Source organism: Paraburkholderia sp. J10-1, assembly GCF_905220165.1.
Classification (GTDB): Bacteria; Pseudomonadota; Gammaproteobacteria; order Burkholderiales; family Burkholderiaceae; genus Paraburkholderia.
In genome coordinates, this window is sequence record NZ_CAJMYW010000018.1 from 84,570 (window position 1) to 101,537 (window position 16,968).

The following is a 16,968-nucleotide window of genomic DNA, read 5'->3' on the forward strand; positions in this document are numbered from 1 at the left end:
AAAGCGCCGCCTTGAGTACTCTTCCATGCATTCGGGCGCGAACGCCCCGCGTTCCCATGACTGACACCATCGTTGCGCTGCTCGCCAAGGCGAAGCAGCATTTCATCGCCGGCCGCATCGACGCCGCGCAGCACGATCTCCAATCGATCCTGCAAGTCCGTGCCGATCACCCTGGCGCGCTGGAAGCGATGTCTTTCATCTACGCTGCGCGCGAGGATTACACACGCGCCGCCGAACTCGCATGGCGCGCAGCGCAGCCCGCCACGACGGTTCCGCAGCAGTTAGAGCAAGCGGCGCGCATTTGCCAGTGCGCGCAACGCCATGCAGACGCCGTCGCGCTCTACGAACGCCTGCTCGCGCTCGCGCCCGATCACGCCGAAGCGCTGCACGGCGCAGCGATGTCGTTCATGCAACTGGCTCAGGCCGAAGCCGCGCTCGCCTGTCTCACCCGACTGACGCGCCGCTATCCGCACGCGGCGCAAGCGCACTACAACCGCGGCACGCTGCTCGGCTTGCTGGGCCGTTACGACGAGGAACTCGAAGCGTACCGGCGGGCAATCGAACTCAAGCCGGATTTCGTCGCCGCCTATGTGAATCTGGGCGTCGCGTTACGCGATCTGCATCGCTTCGACGAGGCGCTGCGCCAGTTCAGGAAAGCGTTGTCGATCGACACGAACGACGCCGGCGCACGCACGAATCGCGCGCAGACCAATCTGCTGCTCGGCGAATTCGAGCACGGTTGGCGCGAATACGAATGGCGCTGGCGCGACGGCGAGATGACACACGGTTTCCCCGCGGCGACGCAATGGACCGGCCAGCCACTCGCGGGCAAGACCGTGCTCGTGCACGCGGAACAAGGTTTCGGCGACACGTTGCAGTTCATTCGCTTCATCGAGCGCCTGAACGCGAAGGGCGCACGCGTGATCGCGCGCGTGCAGGAGGCGCTGCGGCCGTTGCTGCAGAACGTGGCGGGTGCGGCGAGTGTGACAGGCGAATCGTCGGCGCTGCCGGCGTTCGACTACCACGTGCCGATGTTGAGCCTGCCGCATGCGCTCGCGCTGCGCGAAGGGGACTTCGCAACCTCGGGTGCGTATCTGCGCGTCGATACCGAAGCTGAAGATGCAGCGCGCGCATCGTGGTCCGACGTAATCGGCGCCAACGAGAATGACGATCGGAGGCTGCGCGTGGGCGTGGTCTGGTCAGGCAGCACGACGCACGTGAACGATCGCAATCGCTCGATGCCGCTTGCGGAACTCCTTCCGCTTTTCGACGCCGACGCGCGTTTCATCTCGCTGCAACAAGAACCGCGTGAGCGCGACCGCGCGTGCGTGGACGAACTCGCGCAGCGCGGCCGGCTGATCGACACCGGCGCACGTTTGACGACGTTCCCGGCGACGGCGGCGCTTGTCGCGCAGCTCGATCTGGTGATCGCCGTGGATACGGCGGTCGCGCATCTTGCGGGCGCACTCGGCAAGCCCGTGTGGATCGCGCTGCCGTTCACGCCGGACTGGCGCTGGCAACTGAATCGCGACGACAGCCCGTGGTATGCCGATGCGCGTCTGTTCCGTCAAACGCGCCGCGGCGAGTGGGGCGACGTGGTGGCAGCGTTGCGCACGGCGATCGATGCTCGAATCGCCGCGCGATCGTCCACGAGGCATGCAGCATGATGGTCTGGCCTGCGCCGGCCATCACGCCCGCCAGCGGTGGACTGCCAGCGCACTTAGAACCGGTGGCGCATGCCGATCATCACAATCGCCTGCGAGCTCTTGCCTGAATCGATTTCGGTCGAACCGATCACAGCCTGCGCGGTGCCTTCGCCATTTTCGCCGCTCGCGTGTCCGTAACCGCCCACTGCGTAGAAGTCGGTGCGCTTGCTGATCACATAGTCGGCGCCAAGCGCAAACTGGTTGTACTTCGCCGACGAATCGCCGCTCGACTTCATATACGTATAGCCGATTTCAGTCGTGAGCGCGGGCGAGATCTGCCACAGTGCATACACTGAGCCGGTGTTGTACTTTTGCGCCGTCGTGAAGGACGAGCTTGCGTCCGGCACGTACTGCGCGAAGCTGTAGTAGCCGCCGAGCGTGACGGGACCGATGGCGTAGTTGCCGCCCAGGCGCGCGATATTGATGGAACGGGCCGACGCGTAGGCGTCGTTGACCGACGTGGTGAAAAGCGAGTCAGCGGTGGTCGTGCCGCGAGTCGACAGCACCGCATTGCCGTTGTCGATATGCATGAAGCCCGCTGCGAGGCCGAGCGGTCCCTGACCGTACGAAAGCGCGCCGCTCCACGTCTGGCCCGATCCCTGTGAGCCGGCAACGCCGCCGAACGTGTACATCCACTCCGTCTTCAGGCCGGCCAACGTCGGGCTTGCCCATTTGATGGCATTGCTAAAGCGCGCGGTATTGTCCGCGTTGTCGATGTCGCCCGGCGTCGAGAACATGCCGCCGAGGAAGTTATCGCCCTGGATGGGCTGCACGAGGTCGGTGAGCGGGTCGTACTGACGCCCGGCGGTCAGCGTGCCGAACCGGCTGTCCTGCAGGCCGACAAACGCTTGACGTCCGAACAGGCGGGTTCCTTGCCCTGACTTGCCGGTCTCCACGTTGAAACCGCTTTCGAGCGTGAACACCGTCGTCAGTCCGCCGCCGAGATCTTCGCTGCCCTTCAAGCCCCAGCGCGAACCCGAGAGGTTGCCGCTCGTCATCGAGATTTGCGAGCTCTGTCCGCCCGAATTGTGCGTGTACTGAATCCCCGCGTCGATGAGGCCATACAGGGTCACCGAGTTTTGCGCGAACACCTGGGTCGAGAACCCGGAAAAACTAAGGATAGCTACAGAAATTGCGGACTTCTTCATCGAAATATTTTCCTTGTTGTCTGAGAGGCGGCGACGGGCTGGCGTGAGCGAGCCCTTCGCCGCGCTTTTCTGGCATGAGTCGATCATGCCGACGACAGGCTAATTCCCGATTATTAATCTATTAAGTAGATGTTCTTATCAATCATTCTATTATCCGCAGTTTCGTTTACAGAATTTTTCTCACAAATAAACTTAATAGATATTTCATTTTCCGAATTATTCTTACTCGATGTAATAAATAATCGAGAGCAGAGCAAAAATGGTTTCGCAATAAAACAATATAGACAAATGCCTCTATTTTCAATGCGTTTTCCCTTCGGGCAGAATCGCTGACACGAATCTGACTCATTGCGCCATTACGATCTGGCGCGCCTTACGCCCCGGCTTATGCACCGGAAAAGGGCATTAGCGGCAGCCTGCAGGCGTGCGCCAATTTGCTTGCTGTTTTTCACCACACGTTAATTTCGGCAAAGGATGGGAAATTCTATGAATCGGATGAGTACAAGCCGTTTTGGTTTGCTGTCGGCGGCAGGCGCCGCTGTACTAGCCTCCATGGGCGTGGGCAGCGCGAATGCGGCGCCGTCCGACGCGCTCGTCGCCGCCGCGAAGCAGGAAGGGCAGCTGACGGTCATTGCGCTCCCGCACGACTGGTGCGGCTATGGTCCGATGATCGAAGCCTTCAAGGCGAAGTACGGGATCAAGGTCAACGAGCTGAATCCGGATGCGGGCTCGGGCGACGAGATCGAGGCGATCAAGGCAAATAAAGGCAACAAGGGTCCGCAGGCACCGGACGTGATCGACGTCGGTCTGTCGTTCGGTCCGTCGGCGAAGGCGGACGGTCTGTTGCAGCCGTACAAGGTGTCGACGTGGAAGTCGATCCCGAACGACTCGAAGGACGCCGACGGATACTGGTATGGCGACTATTACGGCGTCCTTTCTTTCGAAGTCAACGCGGACATGATCGACAAGGCCCCGGCCGACTGGAGCGATCTGCAGAAGCCGGAGTACAAGAACGCGGTGGCGCTGGCCGGCGACCCGCGCGCGTCGAACCAGGCGATCCAGGCCGTCTACGCGGCTGGCCTGTCGTCGGCCAAGGGTGATGCGAGCAAGGCCGAAGCGGCCGGTCTCCAGTTCTTCGCCAACCTGAACAAGAACAGCAACTTCGTGCCGGTGATCGGCAAGGCCGCTTCCGTTGCGCAGGGCACGACGCCGATTCTCGTGCGCTGGGACTACAACGCGCTTGCCGACCGCGACACGCTCAAGGGCAATCCGAAGGTGGAAGTCGTCGTGCCGAAGACGGGCGTCGTTGCGGGCGTGTACGTGCAGGCCATCAGCGCCTACGCGCCGCACCCGAACGCCGCGAAGCTGTGGATGGAGTACCTCTATTCGGACGAAGGGCAGCTCGGCTGGCTCGCGGGTTATTGCCACCCGATCCGCTACAACGAGCTTGCCGCGCAGAAGAAGGTGCCCGCCGCACTGCTGGCGAAGCTGCCGCCCGCCACGGCCTACAAATCGGCCGTATTCCCGACGCTGCAGCAGCAGGACGCGACCAAAGCGGCTGTGACGAAGCAATGGGATAGCGTCGTAGGCGCGAACGTCAAGTAAGCGCGATTGCGGATGGTGATGCGCGAGGCGGTGATCCGCGCTCGCGCGCCAGCCGCAACTTTCGCTGGCATTGCATCGCTCACTCCTCGTTCCTGAAAGCCCTATGAGCACTGTATCCAACCTGGAGCCCAACGGGCCTGATCTCGCCGTGCCGCCGGGAAACGCTCCGCATGCAAAGCGATCCTCGGGCGCCGCGCGCTACCTGTCCTTGCTAGGCGTCGCGCCGTTCTTCATTTTCACGCTGCTGTTCCTGATCGCGCCGACCGTGTACCTCATGGCCGGTGCGTTCCAGAATGCACAGGGCCGGTTCACGCTCGACAACTTTCGGCAGCTCTTCGAGCCGGAGGTGCTGAGTGCGTACTGGATCAGCATCAAGGTGAGTACGGCGTCGGCGGCGGGTGGGGCGGTCATCGGCCTGCTGCTCGCGTGGGCCGCGGTGCTCGGCCGCTTGCCCGGCTGGATCCGTCCAACGCTATTGACCTTCTCCGGCGTCGCGTCGAATTTCGCCGGCGTGCCGCTCGCGTTCGCGTTCATCTGCACGCTCGGGCGCGTCGGTCTCGTCACGATGCTGCTGCACCGCTACGCGCACGTGAACCTCTACGCCACAGGCTTCAGCATTCTCAGTTTCTGGGGACTGACGATCACCTACCTGTACTTTGAAATTCCGTTAATGGTCCTGATCATTGCACCCGCGCTGGATGGCCTGAAGCGCGAGTGGCGCGAGGCATGCGACTGCCTGGGCGGCACCGCGTGGCACTACTGGCGCCTCATTGCGCTGCCGGTGCTGTGGCCAAGCGTGCTTGGCGGCGCGCTGCTGCTGTTCGCCAACGCGTTCGGCGCAGTCGCCACCGCGTACGCGTTGACCGGCAGTTCGCTGAACATCGTGACGATCCTCCTGTATGCGCAGGTGCGCGGCGACGTGCTGCACAACCAGAACCTCGGCTATGCGCTCGCGCTCGGCATGGTGGTGATCACGGGGCTCTCGAACGGCGGCTATCTCTGGCTGCGTGCGCGCGCCGAAAGGGGGCGCCGATGAAAAAGCCATCCCGGCTGGGCGCCTGGATCGCGATTGTCGTCGGCGCACTGTATTTCCTGATCCCGCTCTTCGCGACCTTCGAGTTCAGCCTGCGCATGCGGCGCGGCACATACAGCTTAGACGCGTACAAGGTCGTGCTGGGCGACCCGAGCTTTCAGGCGTCGTTCGGCTATTCCGTGCTGATGGCGTTCGTGACGATCGTGATCGGCGTGCTGCTCGTCGTGCCGACGGCGTACTGGGTGCAACTGCGGCTGCCGAAGCTGCGCCCTGTGGTCGAGTTCATCACGCTGCTGCCGGTCGTGATTCCGGCAATCGTGATCGTGTTCGGCTATCTGCGCCTCTACAACAGCAGTTCGTGGCTGCCGATGACCGGCAACGAGCGCGCCACCGACCTGCTGCTCGCATTCGGCTACGTCACGCTCGCGCTGCCCTACATGTATCGCTCGGTCGATGCCGGCCTGCGCGCGGTCGACGTGCGCACGCTCACCGAAGCGGCCGAGGCGCTCGGCGCCAACTGGCCCACGATCCTCTTCAAGGTGATCTTCCCGAATATCCGCTCGGGCATCCTCTCGGGCGCGTTCCTGACCTTTGCCGTCGTGATCGGCGAGTTCACGATGGCGAGCCTGCTCGACCGTCCGGCGTTCGGCCCTTATCTGCAGCTGATCGGCGCGAACCGCGCCTACGAACCGTCCGCGCTCGCGATCATCGCGTTCGTCGTCACGTGGGCGTCGATGGGCCTGATCCAGGTCTTCGGCTCCGTGCGCGCGGCGGCGGCTCACAAATCCTGATGAACCAGGACATCATTCATGGCATTCCTTGAGATAGAGAATCTGCACAAGTCGTTCGGCGCGCATACGGCGCTGCATCACTTCGACATGCAGATCGAGCGCGGCGAATTCATCACGTTTCTTGGGCCGTCGGGCTGCGGCAAGACGACGGTGCTGCGCATGATCGCCGGCTTCGAAGATCCGACGCGCGGGGCGATCCGTATCGCGGGCAAGGACGTCACGCGGCTGCGCACGCGGGCGCGCAAGATCGGCATGGTATTTCAGTCGTACGCGCTGTTCCCGAACATGACCGTTGCCGGGAACATCGGCTTCAGCCTGAAAGTCGCGGGCCGCCCGCAAAGCGAAATCAACAAGCGCGTGGAGGAGATGCTCGAGCTCATCAAGCTGCCGCTTTTCGGCGAGCGCTACCCGTGGCAGCTCTCCGGCGGCCAGCAGCAGCGTGTCGCGCTCGCGCGCGCCATTGCCGGCAAACCGGAGGTCTTGCTGCTCGACGAGCCGCTATCTGCGCTCGACGCGAAAATCCGCATCTCGCTGCGCCAGGATATTCGCGCGCTGCAGCGCGAGCTTGGCATCACGTCGATTTTCGTCACGCACGACCAGGAGGAAGCGCTGTCCATTTCCGATCGCATCGTCGTAATGAACGAGGGGCGCGTGGAGCAGGTGGGTACGCCTGCCGAGATCTACAACTTCCCGCGCACGCGCTTCGTGGCGTCGTTCGTCGGCACGCTGAACCTGCTGCCGGGCAAGATCGTCGATCCGGCGACGGGGCGCATCGCGGTCGACGGCCAGGTGCTCACCACCTCGCAGCCGCTGCCCGCCGACGACGCGGGCCGCGCGCGCCTGCTCGCAGTGCGGCCGGAGGCGATCCGTCTGGAAGCGCCGGCGGCGGGCCGCAACTCGCTTGCCGCGACGGTCGAGGACATCGACTTTCTCGGTGCGGTGGTGCGCATCCGTGCGCGCGTGAAGGAAGCCGTCGTTTCGCTGGATATTTTCAACGACCCCAACCACGCCTTGCCGCAACGCGGTCAGCCTGTCGCGCTCGGCTTTTCGCACGAGAATCTGCTGGTGCTCGAAGAGGGGGCGTGAGTACGCCAGCCACTATGATCGTGGAGGTCGCGCTGCCGCTGCCTCCACACGGTCCGTGAGCTTGCCGACCAGCGCATTCGCCACGATCTCCTCGCCGATGACGACGTCGGACGCTCCGGCGCTTTCGAATAGCGCCTTTCTCAAGGGATTTTCGCCGGGCACGACAATCGCAAGCGAAGCGTTCAGCGTATGCGCCAGCAAGGTGATCGCCAGATTGTTGTTGCTGTCGGGCGTTGTCACGATCAGTGCTTTGGCGCTATCGAGCCGCGCGCGCCTGAGCACGTCGTCGAATACGTCCGGGGGACCCAGAACCACCATCAGTCCGCGATCCGCCGCCCGGTGCGCCTGCTCCTGGTCGCCCACGACGACGAGCACCGTCTCTCCTGCTTCGCGCAAGCGGTTGGCGACCAGTTCGCCAAGCGAATGGAATCCAACCAGCACAACATGATTCGCTAGATGCCCGAGCTTGCGTTCCATAAGCCTGTTCTCCCGATAAGCCAGCACGTCGTCGCTCGATAACATGCCAGTGAGCCTGGAAACCGCGAATCCGCCAATCACCATCGTCGCCGACATGGCCAGCAGCATGAAGATCTTCTGACTCGGATTGAACTCCGTAAAGTCGCCGAGTGTCGTGACGAGATTGAATCCGTCCCAAAGGGCCGTAAATACTTTGCCGGAAAGCGGAGCACCGGACTGGTCGAGCAGGGCCAACCCAGTGGCTGCGCCAACGAGCAGCAGGGCGAGAAGCGCAATGGTCAGGCGCACCTCGCGGCGCCATTCCCGAATGCGCAGCCCTCCGAGGCGGGGCTCATGAACACGGAAGATCCACATCGTTACCTCGGACCCAGGCGGAAATCGATTGGCGATCGTGCGTTGCACAAGACAGCACCGCTGTGACCGCCTAGCGTATCACTCAGCCGTTCAGACCCAGGTTCGGCCGCCCACGAACGACCGAAACAAGACGACCGCCACACGGCGCGGCCCGCCTGTCGGCGATTCCCCGACATCTCTCGGCCAGGTGATGGCCGCGCCCAAACTCGCATCGTCGCGTATGCACGCTGGGTCGGGCTTTGCGCGGATGGTGCCCCGATGGCATGACATCTGCATGGTGTGGCGCGAGCGGCTGGCCGCTTGACGCATCCTGCAACCGTCCTGTTCGAGGAGACCCATCATGACTACGTTGACCATCCGCGATCTTCAGAAGTCGCAAGCGCTCGATCACGAAGCAATGGCCAGGTTTCAAGGTGGCCGGATGAAGATCATCGGCTCGCACCCCGGCTCGATCCTCACCTCCGCCGACGGCGACCCGGTCGCCGTGTATGTCGACGGCGTGCTGCAAAACTCCGTTAGCGACGGCTACTACCACGGCTGAGTGCCGGCGGCATACAAAGCACAGCGGTGTAACCGCGGGGGGCTGATGTGGACCAAACGTGGCTATGTACCGCTGCCGGCGCGATCGTGATTGTGATCGCGCTGGCTGGCGTGACGGCGCACTACCTTCGTGAGCGTCGTCGGGCCGATCTTCTGCGCAACTTCGATCACCATGAATGGTGGCAGCGTAACCACGGTTCCGCCTGCACTTCGGGCGGCTCGGGTACCGGGAGCAGGGCAGTACAAGCAGGAACATGGCGGAAATATTGAACGGGTATTCAACGATGAGCTACCCATTTCTGGCCCCCATCGATTGATGGAGGCGATCGGGGGCGCGGGAAAAACATAGCGAGAGCGTATTGCGCCTGCGCGTAGGTTCGGCCCGGTCTTGCAACGAGGCGAAGGTGCCCGCTTCGAGCAGGCCCTCGATAGAGGAGGAAATGAGCGAAGTGAAGCGGCTTTTTTGTGCAGACAAGAAGGCCTGTTGCACCCCACATGGCAATCCTTAGAGGTAGCTCATCATGAAATCGCTAGGTAAAACATTCGTTATCCTTATCATTTTGTCCGCTCCAGTGGCTTCGTTCGCACAATCGAACGCTGCCGTGACTCCCGAGCAGGTCCGCGCCGAACTCGTGCAGCTGGAACAGGCTGGCTACCACCCAGGTGACGGCGACAACACAAATTATCCAGCCGATATCCAGGCTGCCGAAGCGCGCGTGGCCGCGCAGAACGGCGGGAACAGCTACGGCGGAATGGCTGGCGGGACGTCGGCGTCTGGTGCGCCCGCTGCCGCAACCGGCGACAGCATGAAGCCGATTTACTTCGGTCAATAAACCATTGCGTTGACGAAGCCCTTCCTCCGAATGGAGGGGCTTTGTTTGGGTTCGATACCGGCAGCAAAATGAGGGCCGGACTGACAGGCCCATTGCAAGAAACCTGAAAAGTTGCCAGAATTTCGGCCCGGCCCGCCTTACCCGGGCACGCGGAATGCTCCGAAACTTGAAAACGTTTAATCGCCGCTCATTGACTAGTATGTGGTCTATGAAGCCATCGCTGCGCTATGTGGGAGTTTGTGCAATCTGCGCCTTCTTTACGGCGTGTGGTCAGATCGCGCCCAGACAAACGGCATGCAGCGTGGATTCCTGTCGCACGCGGCACGAGGTGGTGCAATCCGGCGAGGCGTCGTGGTATGCGGAAAAATTCCAGGGGCGGCAGACCGCCAACGGAGAACGCTTTGATGCCGGCTCATTGACGGCTGCGCATCGTACATTGCCGCTTGGCAGCTTCGTGCGCGTGAGGTCGATGGCAACCGGAAAGTCGGTTGTCGTGCGCATCAACGATCGCGGCCCCTACGTGAAAGGCCGAATCATCGATCTCTCTTATGCCGCCGCGAAGACCCTGGGGTTGACGGAAGCACGGTCGATGCGAGTGCAGATCGAACGCGTGGAGAACACGCAAAATGCACAGACGGAGCCGGACGGCGGCGGAATTCTCGCTACAGGAAGGTGACGTGAGGGCTGACTCGCGTCACGCCACGCTCCTGTCGCCACCGCATCATCCCATGGTTTGAGCGGCGCTCGCGCTGCGCTGCCTGAAATGGCCCGGCTTCAGCGCCATGACAGCTACGAGACTGAGCGCGATGCCGATCATCACATAGAGCACCGGCGCCAGCGGCGAACCCGTGAGCGCAATGAGCCACGTCACGAAAGTCTGTGCAAAGCCGCCAAAGATCAGGACAACGACGTTATTGACCACGGCGAGCGACGTCGCGCGCGTGCGCTTGGGGAACATCTCGGCAAGCGTCGTGCAATAGACGCCGAGGAAGGTCGCGCTGAGCACGCCGATCACGATTTGCGTGACGAGGAGCCGGGGCACGGACGGCGCCGCCACGACCCACGCATAGAGCGGATAGATCGCAACCAGGTAGGCGCCCAGCGACCCGACCAGCAGCGTCTTGCGGTCGTAGCGGTCGGATAGCGCCCCGGCGAGCGGCGTCACGATCAGCATGACGATGGCCGCGATCATTTGCACCATGAAGCTTTCCGAAACGGGCAGCTTGAGAACCTGCTTCGCGTAGGTGACGGTATAGCCGAACGTGACGTAGAACGTAACGGTGCTCGCCACCACCATGCCCATACCGATCAGATAGTCTGGCAGCCCGCGCTTGACGGCAGCCGCATCCGTCGTCCGGGCGCGCGGCGTGGCGTGGATGCGCGCATAGGTTTCGCTTGCATGGCGGCGCAGATAGATGGTCAGCGGCGCAATGAGCAGGCCCACCGCGAACGGGATGCGCCAGGCGCCCGCGAGCTGTTGCTCGGGCGTGAACACCTGCGTGACCACCATGCCGAGCGCGGCGCCCAGCATCGTCGACATAAGCTGCCCGCTCATTTGCCACGATCCGTAGAAGCCGGTGCGATTCGGCGGCGCCAGTTCGATCAGGAACGCCGTGGAAGTGCCTAATTCACCGCCTATCGAAAAACCTTGCAGGAGCCGGGCCACCAGCATCAGCAGCGGCGCCGCGAGGCCGGCCGTCGCGTAGGTCGGCGCGAAGGTCATGATCGCGGCGGCCAGCGCCATGATGCCCATGCCGAGCGTCATGCCCGCCTTGCGGCCATATTTATCGCCGTAGAGGCCGAGCAGCAGGCCGCCCACGGGGCGCATGAAAAAGCCTGCGCCGAAGAGAGCCGTGGTTAGCAGGATCGCATTCAGATCCGCTCCCGCTGCGCCGTGCGAGACCGGAAAAAACAGCTTGCTGATGATCGGCGTCATCGCTGCGAAGATGGTGAAATCGAACCACTCCATCGCATTGGCCAGCACGGCGGCCACGATGACGGGCTTGATGCCTGGTTGAGTGTCCATCGGCTATCCCCGGATATTGGTTGAAGGGCGGTCCAGCATGCTTCGGTCAGGCGGCGGTTGCCGGCTCGGGAAACACGGGTTCGCCGAGATTGAGCATCAGCCGGTTCGCCCACGCGAAAATGGCGATCGAATGGATCAGGTCGAGTATTTCAGCGTCAGTGAGCCCGGCCTCGCGCAACGCTTGCAGCTGGTCGGCGTCAATCTCGTTCGGGCGCTCGGTCAGCGCAGCCGAGAAACGCGCAATCGCCTCTTCGCGCTTCGTCGTACCGGCGCTGTGCGGGTCGGCGAAGACCTGGCGGATCACGTCGTTGCGCTTGGCGAGCTGCTCGAAACGCTGGGCATGCACCGATGCGCAATACACACAGCCGTTGAGCCGCGAAACCACGGTGGTCGAAAGCTCCCGTTCCGCGCGAGGCAAGCCGCCGGGTGCGTACATGATCGCGTTGAACGCGGCGGAGCGCTGCCGCAGGATCTCGGGTTGATGGACGAGAAATCGGTAGTAGTCCGAGACTTTCGCCTTGGGATGGCTTTCTTCGAGCACAGCGATCTGATCCGCCGTGGCATGGTCGAGATCGACAACATCGAGCCACGCGTCCCATTCCAGCGACTCGTTCGTGAAGCCGTGCGAACGGATGATGTCGGTCATGATGCGCGCTCCAGCTGCTTGAGGGCTTGCAGACCCGCGACGAGGCGCGTCTGGTACGACAGAAAGGCGATCAGCTGCGCGAGCGAGACGACGGCGGGTGTCGTCAAGCCGGCGGCGGGCAGCGTCTGCAGCGCGGCCTTGTCGCCAGCGACCGGATTTTCGATCAGCGTGCGCGTGAATGCGAGGATCGCGCGCAGGCGCGGGGCAGGGAGGTCCTCGGGTGCACCCGTTTGCACGGCGGCGAGCGCCGCCGCATCGACTTCGTGTGCGGCCAGTTCGGCGCGGTAGTGGGCAACGAGCGCCGGGGAGGGCGCGAGGCGGCTCGCGTAGAGCGCGACGAGCAAGCGCTCGACGAGCGTGAGGCCGCCGAGCGCGGGATCGAACAGCGCGTCGTAGCTGCCCTGGGTCGCTTCCACCACCTTGGCGCGCTGGTGCCGCAATGCATGTGTGGCCGAACCGGGCGTGAGGTCGGCGACGCGATCGATGATGTCGTCGTCAGTGTCGTATGTCATGGTCAACTCCGGAAAACTGCAGATTCACACGCTCATTTTCATTTCGCTTCGCGCTCGGCGAGCGCCGGGGGCGGTGGGGCGGCTGTCCATTCGTCGCCTTCGACTTCCGGCTCGGCGAAAGCCGCCATGTTGGCGTAATGCAGTTCGACGTCCTCACGATAGAACGTTGCGGCAAGCCCCTGTGCGAGCCGCTTCGCGCCTTCGCTGACGGCCGGGATGTCGCCCGACAGCGCGCCGTGCGAGAGCGTCGCGGGCGCGCAAAAGCAGTGAATGCGCTCGAGTCCGGGGCACGCGCCGGGTGTCTTTTCCTGGAACTCGAAGGCGGGTCCGAGGTCGGGCGAATCGGCAAGCTCAATGTCATCGTCGCCTGCGGGCGGCGCGTAGCGGTCCTTCCACGCGCGCACGTGGCGGGCGAACGGCGCGAATTCGGGGCGGCTCGCCAGATCGATACGGAAGCCCGTTGCGAACACGAGAAAGTCCAGCACGAAGACACCCTTCGGGGTGCTTACGTACAGTTCGTCGTCCACCTGCTCGATGCCGGTGACTGGCGCACCGAGGTTGAAGCGGGCGTTGGCGTGGCGCGACACGCGCAACGTACTGCCGCGCGGCGGCGGCACCTGCTGCACGTTGATGTAGTGGCGGATGCGCCATTTCCAGTCATCGGAAAGCGCGACATGGCCGTGCGTGAGGCCCGGATTACCCGCGCCTTTGCCTTTATTGATGCGCGGGATGTCCGCGCGGCGAATCAGCAGATCGACCGACGCTGCACCCGCTTCGAGCGCCGTTGCCGCGCTGTCCATGGCCGACGCACCCGCGCCGACAACGCCGACGCGCTTGCCGCGCAGCGTGCCGTAGTCCAGCACATCGGAAGAGTGGGCATAGAAGCGGCGCGGCAGATCACGCACGAATGCAGGCACGCAAGGCCCACCCAGGCCGTCGCGGCCCGTTGCGAGGACAACGTGGCGCGCAAACACAGTCTCGCTGCCGCCGGGGCTCGTGACAGACAGCGCCACCCCGCCGTCCGCGCGCGGCGTGATTGCGGTGACCCGGTGTTCGTTGCGCACGTCGATATCGAGTACATCGCGATACCAGCGCAGATAGTCCATCCATTGCAGGCGCGGGATCTTGTCGAGCGCCTCCCACGCCGCGCCGCCGAACTGCGCTTCGAACCACGCGCGGAACGTGAGCGAGGGCAGGCCGAGCGCGGGGCCCGTGAGCTGCTTCGGAGAACGGAGCGTTTCCATGCGCGCGGTGGTGGCCCATGGGCCTTCGAAGCCGCGCGGCGACTGATCGTAAATGACGGCGTCGATGCCGAGATGGTCGAGCGCGGCGGCGAGCGCAAGCCCAGCCATACCGCCGCCGACAATCGCCACATTGACCACGGGGCGGCCGTCGTGGGTGCGCTCGGGAATCCAGCGCTTCGGGGGCAGTTCGAGCCACGCGAGATCTTCGCGCAGGCGGGCTTCGAGCGCGGCGAGACCAGCGGACGGTGGAGTGGTCGGATTCATTACGGCAAGGATTCCTTGTTGGCAGGCAAGTCGCCATAGAGCGACTGCAGGACTTGGGCGTGCTCGGCGCTCGCGCGCAGCGTGAAATCGGGCAGCACGGCGCGCGCTGCGTCGGCGAGCGCGTCGATGAGCGTCGCGGCCACGGGGGGCAGCGCGATCGCGTCGCGCGAGATCACGCCAAAGAAGTACGGAATGTCGGCGTCGATCGTGCGGATCGCCACGCCGGCAAGCGGCATGCCGTAGGCCGTGACCGGTTCGAGCACCGAGATGCCGAGTCCGGCGCGAACCGCGGTCAGCGCGTTCATCGACGAATTCGTTTCGATCAGACCGGCTGGCGTGACGTCGGCTTGCGCGAACGCGTGGTCGAGGCGGCGGCGCAGGCGATAGGGGTTCTGCATCGTGACGATGCGCCGGCCCGCGCAGGCCGAAAGCGGCAGCCGGTCATGGCGCGCGAGGGGATCGTCGTCGCGCAGCGCGGCCACGCACGCGGATTGCCCGATCCAGTGCACGACCACGCCGCGGTGCTCGAGCGGCAGGCTCGCCACGCCAATGTCAGCCGCGCCGGTCAAGACATCGTGCACGACCTGCTCGGGGGGCAGGCTGCGCAGCTGGATCGTCTGCGCGGCGCCCGCGAGTTCGGTGCGCGCGAGCGCTGCGGGCACGAGGCCGGCGGCGAGCGCGGAAGTGGCGGCGATGCGCAGCGGCCGGGTTTCGCCGCGGCCGATCTCGCCGGCGCGCTTCTGGATCTGATGAACGCCCGTCAGCACGTGCTCGACGTCCTCGTAGAGCTGGATGCCTTGCTCGGTGGGCGTGACGCGCGGGCCATTGCGCGTGAACAGCGGATAGCCGACCTCGGTTTCGAGCTCCTGGATCAACCGCGTGATCGCGGGCTGCGAGCGCCCCAGCAAACGGCCGGCGGCGGTGACGCTGCCGGCCGTGATCACTGCGGCGAAGGCTTCGAGCTGGCGTAGTTCCATCTTCCGTGGGTGTCCCGGCGCGTAAGAATTCAGAATTCGCATTCTTACGCGTTAAGAATGCGTTTTCCAAATAATGGATTTTTATATCGTTATTCCGGCGCAGCGAAAGAGGGGTTTGCCCTAACGTGGCTTTTCGCGAGCGCGCAGAGCTGGCGATGTTTCATGGGAGCAGCGGTCCGCACCTTGGGGCGACCTTGCCGGCGGGGTTCGGTGCCGTCTCTGACGCCTACGCGCGGGCGCTGCTGGAGAGTGAGCACGGCCCGGCGCAGGGATGCCATATGGAAACGATGCCGGAGGACGCGCACAAGGTTGTCTCGGCCGTAAGCACAGTCGCAATCCGTCATCAGACGCTAAGGATTCCTGATATTGAGAGCTGGCCCACTACGCGTTCACTGGTTCCCATCAACATGACGACGAACCCGCGAGTCCCGTTCCGGACGCGGCCCGCGATTTAGACAGTATTACGAGGGCGCGAGCCAACGCCTGGATATTTGCAGACATTCATTTATCGGGGCTTAGGAAGCATGCACAAAAGCGAGGCGCATAAATGTTGGCAAACCAACCATCTGCATTCCGCTGTCTGTGAAGACAGCCAATTTGTCGAAAAGAGACATAACATGCAGCTGACAAAATGGTGAACGCCGGTTTATCCACTCACCGAGCGTTCCCTTCTAAAACCGGCTAGTCTTTACGCGTGCGCACAATTCCTGAATCTTCGTGCGTGATCCGGTCTCTATCGGGATCGTGCGGCGCTCTGGAAGCCGGATACGCACGATGCCTCGTGGCAAAGACTGTCTTTCGATTGCCGTCACAGGGTCCGCTCCGGTGACGCTGACAAGGAGACTGGCATGCGAGGTGCTGGCCGTGCGTTTGTCCCTTTGCTGATTGCAACGCTCGCGCTTTCCGCCTGCGAGGCCCCAACTTCGGGCTCCACCTTTACGCCTGCACAGGCGCAGCAGGTGATGGTGGTCGAGCTCGGTGTCGTTGAAAACGTGAGGCCCGTCTCGATCCAGCCGGGCCCGACCGGCATTGGTGCGATAACCGGCGGCGCGCTCGGCGGTATCGCGGCAGGCAGCAACATCGGGCGCGGCACGGGTTCGGTTGCGGCGGGCATCGGCGGCGCCGTGCTGGGCGGCGCGGCAGGCAATGCCGTGGAGCAGCGCGTCACGCAGCGCGCGGGCCTCGAAATCGTGGTGCGTCTGGATTCGGGGCAACTGATGTCGGTGGTTCAGGATGCGGATCAGCAGTTCGTGCCGGGCGACCGTGTGCGTGTCCTGCTCGGCAACAACTCGGTGCGCGTGACCCGATGAAGTGAACGCAGGTGCGGTTGGTCTCTCGATAACGCGAAGTTCCGGACAAAGCGAGGAAACCGATGGCCGATACCGGGCAGAAGATGAGTCGCGTGCCGTTGGCCGCTGCACTTGACCGCAATGCTAGCCGGGGGCATGGCGGGCGCCGCGATCGGCAGTTGTGTTGGCAACGTTTCGTACTGGGTGCCGATCAAGGCCATGCCGGGCGTATTTTTCCCCGCTTTCGGCGACAGCAACACGGTCACGACTATCGTCGTGGCTTCGATTGCTATCCGGCTGTTTCGCTTTCTCATTCTGCGCGGCGTAAAGCAGGCCGCTTTCATCAACACCATCGCGACGTTCGCCCCCCGGATCATTTCGATCAGGGTGTTCATCGTCTAGCACTTTTCGTATTCAGGTACGGCGCCTTCCGATGT

The 16,968-nt window shown here is 63.5% G+C and carries 18 protein-coding genes; 10 read left to right on the forward strand and 8 right to left on the reverse strand.

Translation table 11 applies throughout. The features are described from left to right. Nucleotides 1–56 precede the first annotated feature (56 nt). Nucleotides 57–1,667, forward strand: a complete 1,611-nt coding sequence (locus U5A65_RS34365; RefSeq protein ID WP_321949075.1) for a tetratricopeptide repeat-containing glycosyltransferase family protein — start codon at nucleotides 57–59, stop codon at nucleotides 1,665–1,667. Between the two features lie 53 nt (nucleotides 1,668–1,720). On the opposite strand, the gene U5A65_RS34370 is transcribed toward U5A65_RS34365, so the two are convergent. Next, on the reverse strand, nucleotides 1,721–2,854 hold the full coding sequence (locus U5A65_RS34370; protein ID WP_321949076.1) for a porin: 1,134 nt from the start codon (nucleotides 2,852–2,854) through the stop codon (nucleotides 1,721–1,723). Between the two features lie 495 nt (nucleotides 2,855–3,349). Here U5A65_RS34370 and U5A65_RS34375 point away from each other — a divergent pair, with 495 nt between their 5' ends. The 4 genes from U5A65_RS34375 (at nucleotide 3,350) to U5A65_RS34390 (ending at nucleotide 7,369) form a co-directional block, all read left to right on the forward strand. Further along, nucleotides 3,350–4,459, forward strand: coding sequence for an ABC transporter substrate-binding protein (locus U5A65_RS34375; RefSeq protein WP_415766135.1), 1,110 nt, complete (start codon nucleotides 3,350–3,352; stop codon nucleotides 4,457–4,459). A 103-nt stretch (nucleotides 4,460–4,562) separates the two neighbouring features. Further along, nucleotides 4,563–5,495 (forward strand): ABC transporter permease subunit, encoded by a 933-nt coding sequence (locus tag U5A65_RS34380; RefSeq protein WP_321915799.1) that lies wholly within the window; start codon nucleotides 4,563–4,565, stop codon nucleotides 5,493–5,495. Continuing rightward, nucleotides 5,492–6,283, forward strand: a complete 792-nt coding sequence (locus U5A65_RS34385) for an ABC transporter permease (RefSeq protein ID WP_321949077.1) — start codon at nucleotides 5,492–5,494, stop codon at nucleotides 6,281–6,283. The genes U5A65_RS34380 and U5A65_RS34385 overlap by 4 nt, the downstream gene beginning before the upstream one ends. Before the next feature lie 18 nt (nucleotides 6,284–6,301). Next, nucleotides 6,302–7,369 (forward strand): ABC transporter ATP-binding protein, encoded by a 1,068-nt coding sequence (locus tag U5A65_RS34390; RefSeq protein WP_321949078.1) that lies wholly within the window; start codon nucleotides 6,302–6,304, stop codon nucleotides 7,367–7,369. Between the two features lie 12 nt (nucleotides 7,370–7,381). On the opposite strand, the gene U5A65_RS34395 is transcribed toward U5A65_RS34390, so the two are convergent. Beyond that, on the reverse strand, nucleotides 7,382–8,248 hold the full coding sequence (locus U5A65_RS34395) for an NAD(P)-binding protein (protein ID WP_321949079.1): 867 nt from the start codon (nucleotides 8,246–8,248) through the stop codon (nucleotides 7,382–7,384). A 292-nt stretch (nucleotides 8,249–8,540) separates the two neighbouring features. On the opposite strand from U5A65_RS34395, the gene U5A65_RS34400 reads away from it, so the two are divergent. Continuing rightward, nucleotides 8,541–8,741 carry a hypothetical protein gene (locus U5A65_RS34400; protein ID WP_321915803.1) on the forward strand — a complete coding sequence of 67 codons (201 nt, stop codon included), beginning with the start codon at nucleotides 8,541–8,543 and terminating at the stop codon, nucleotides 8,739–8,741. 62 nt (nucleotides 8,742–8,803) lie between these two features. Here U5A65_RS34400 and U5A65_RS34405 read toward each other — a convergent pair whose 3' ends face one another. Continuing rightward, a complete protein-coding gene (locus U5A65_RS34405; protein WP_321915804.1) occupies nucleotides 8,804–8,935 on the reverse strand; it encodes a hypothetical protein in 132 nt (43 codons plus the stop codon). A 326-nt stretch (nucleotides 8,936–9,261) separates the two neighbouring features. Here U5A65_RS34405 and U5A65_RS34410 point away from each other — a divergent pair, with 326 nt between their 5' ends. Beyond that, nucleotides 9,262–9,573 carry a DUF4148 domain-containing protein gene (locus tag U5A65_RS34410; protein ID WP_321949080.1) on the forward strand — a complete coding sequence of 104 codons (312 nt, stop codon included), beginning with the start codon at nucleotides 9,262–9,264 and terminating at the stop codon, nucleotides 9,571–9,573. 208 nt (nucleotides 9,574–9,781) lie between these two features. Beyond that, nucleotides 9,782–10,249, forward strand: a complete 468-nt coding sequence (locus tag U5A65_RS34415; protein ID WP_321949081.1) for a septal ring lytic transglycosylase RlpA family protein — start codon at nucleotides 9,782–9,784, stop codon at nucleotides 10,247–10,249. Nucleotides 10,250–10,294: 45 nt separating this feature from the next. On the opposite strand, the gene U5A65_RS34420 is transcribed toward U5A65_RS34415, so the two are convergent. Genes U5A65_RS34420 through U5A65_RS34440 form a run of 5 tightly spaced genes read right to left on the reverse strand, consistent with a single transcriptional unit; the run spans nucleotide 10,295 to nucleotide 15,242 of the window. Beyond that, nucleotides 10,295–11,599: an MFS transporter gene (locus U5A65_RS34420; RefSeq protein WP_321949082.1), complete on the reverse strand. Its 1,305-nt coding sequence runs from the start codon at nucleotides 11,597–11,599 to the stop codon at nucleotides 10,295–10,297. A gap of 46 nt (nucleotides 11,600–11,645) precedes the next feature. Further along, on the reverse strand, nucleotides 11,646–12,245 hold the full coding sequence (locus U5A65_RS34425; RefSeq protein ID WP_321949083.1) for a peroxidase-related enzyme: 600 nt from the start codon (nucleotides 12,243–12,245) through the stop codon (nucleotides 11,646–11,648). Further along, nucleotides 12,242–12,757, reverse strand: a complete 516-nt coding sequence (locus U5A65_RS34430) for a CMD domain protein (protein ID WP_321949084.1) — start codon at nucleotides 12,755–12,757, stop codon at nucleotides 12,242–12,244. Before U5A65_RS34430 ends, U5A65_RS34425 begins: the two co-directional genes overlap by 4 nt. A gap of 38 nt (nucleotides 12,758–12,795) precedes the next feature. Further along, nucleotides 12,796–14,265: an NAD(P)/FAD-dependent oxidoreductase gene (locus U5A65_RS34435; protein WP_321949085.1), complete on the reverse strand. Its 1,470-nt coding sequence runs from the start codon at nucleotides 14,263–14,265 to the stop codon at nucleotides 12,796–12,798. Next, the gene (locus U5A65_RS34440) at nucleotides 14,265–15,242 is read right to left on the reverse strand and encodes a LysR family transcriptional regulator (protein ID WP_321939288.1); all 978 of its coding nucleotides are present in this window, start codon (nucleotides 15,240–15,242) and stop codon (nucleotides 14,265–14,267) included. The genes U5A65_RS34435 and U5A65_RS34440 overlap by 1 nt, the downstream gene beginning before the upstream one ends. Before the next feature lie 848 nt (nucleotides 15,243–16,090). On the opposite strand from U5A65_RS34440, the gene U5A65_RS34445 reads away from it, so the two are divergent. Together U5A65_RS34445 and U5A65_RS34450 are read left to right on the forward strand one after the other, a co-directional pair. Further along, nucleotides 16,091–16,552, forward strand: coding sequence for a hypothetical protein (locus U5A65_RS34445; protein WP_321915812.1), 462 nt, complete (start codon nucleotides 16,091–16,093; stop codon nucleotides 16,550–16,552). Between the two features lie 111 nt (nucleotides 16,553–16,663). Next, on the forward strand, nucleotides 16,664–16,933 hold the full coding sequence (locus U5A65_RS34450; RefSeq protein WP_321939286.1) for a hypothetical protein: 270 nt from the start codon (nucleotides 16,664–16,666) through the stop codon (nucleotides 16,931–16,933). Nucleotides 16,934–16,968: the final 35 nt, after the last annotated feature.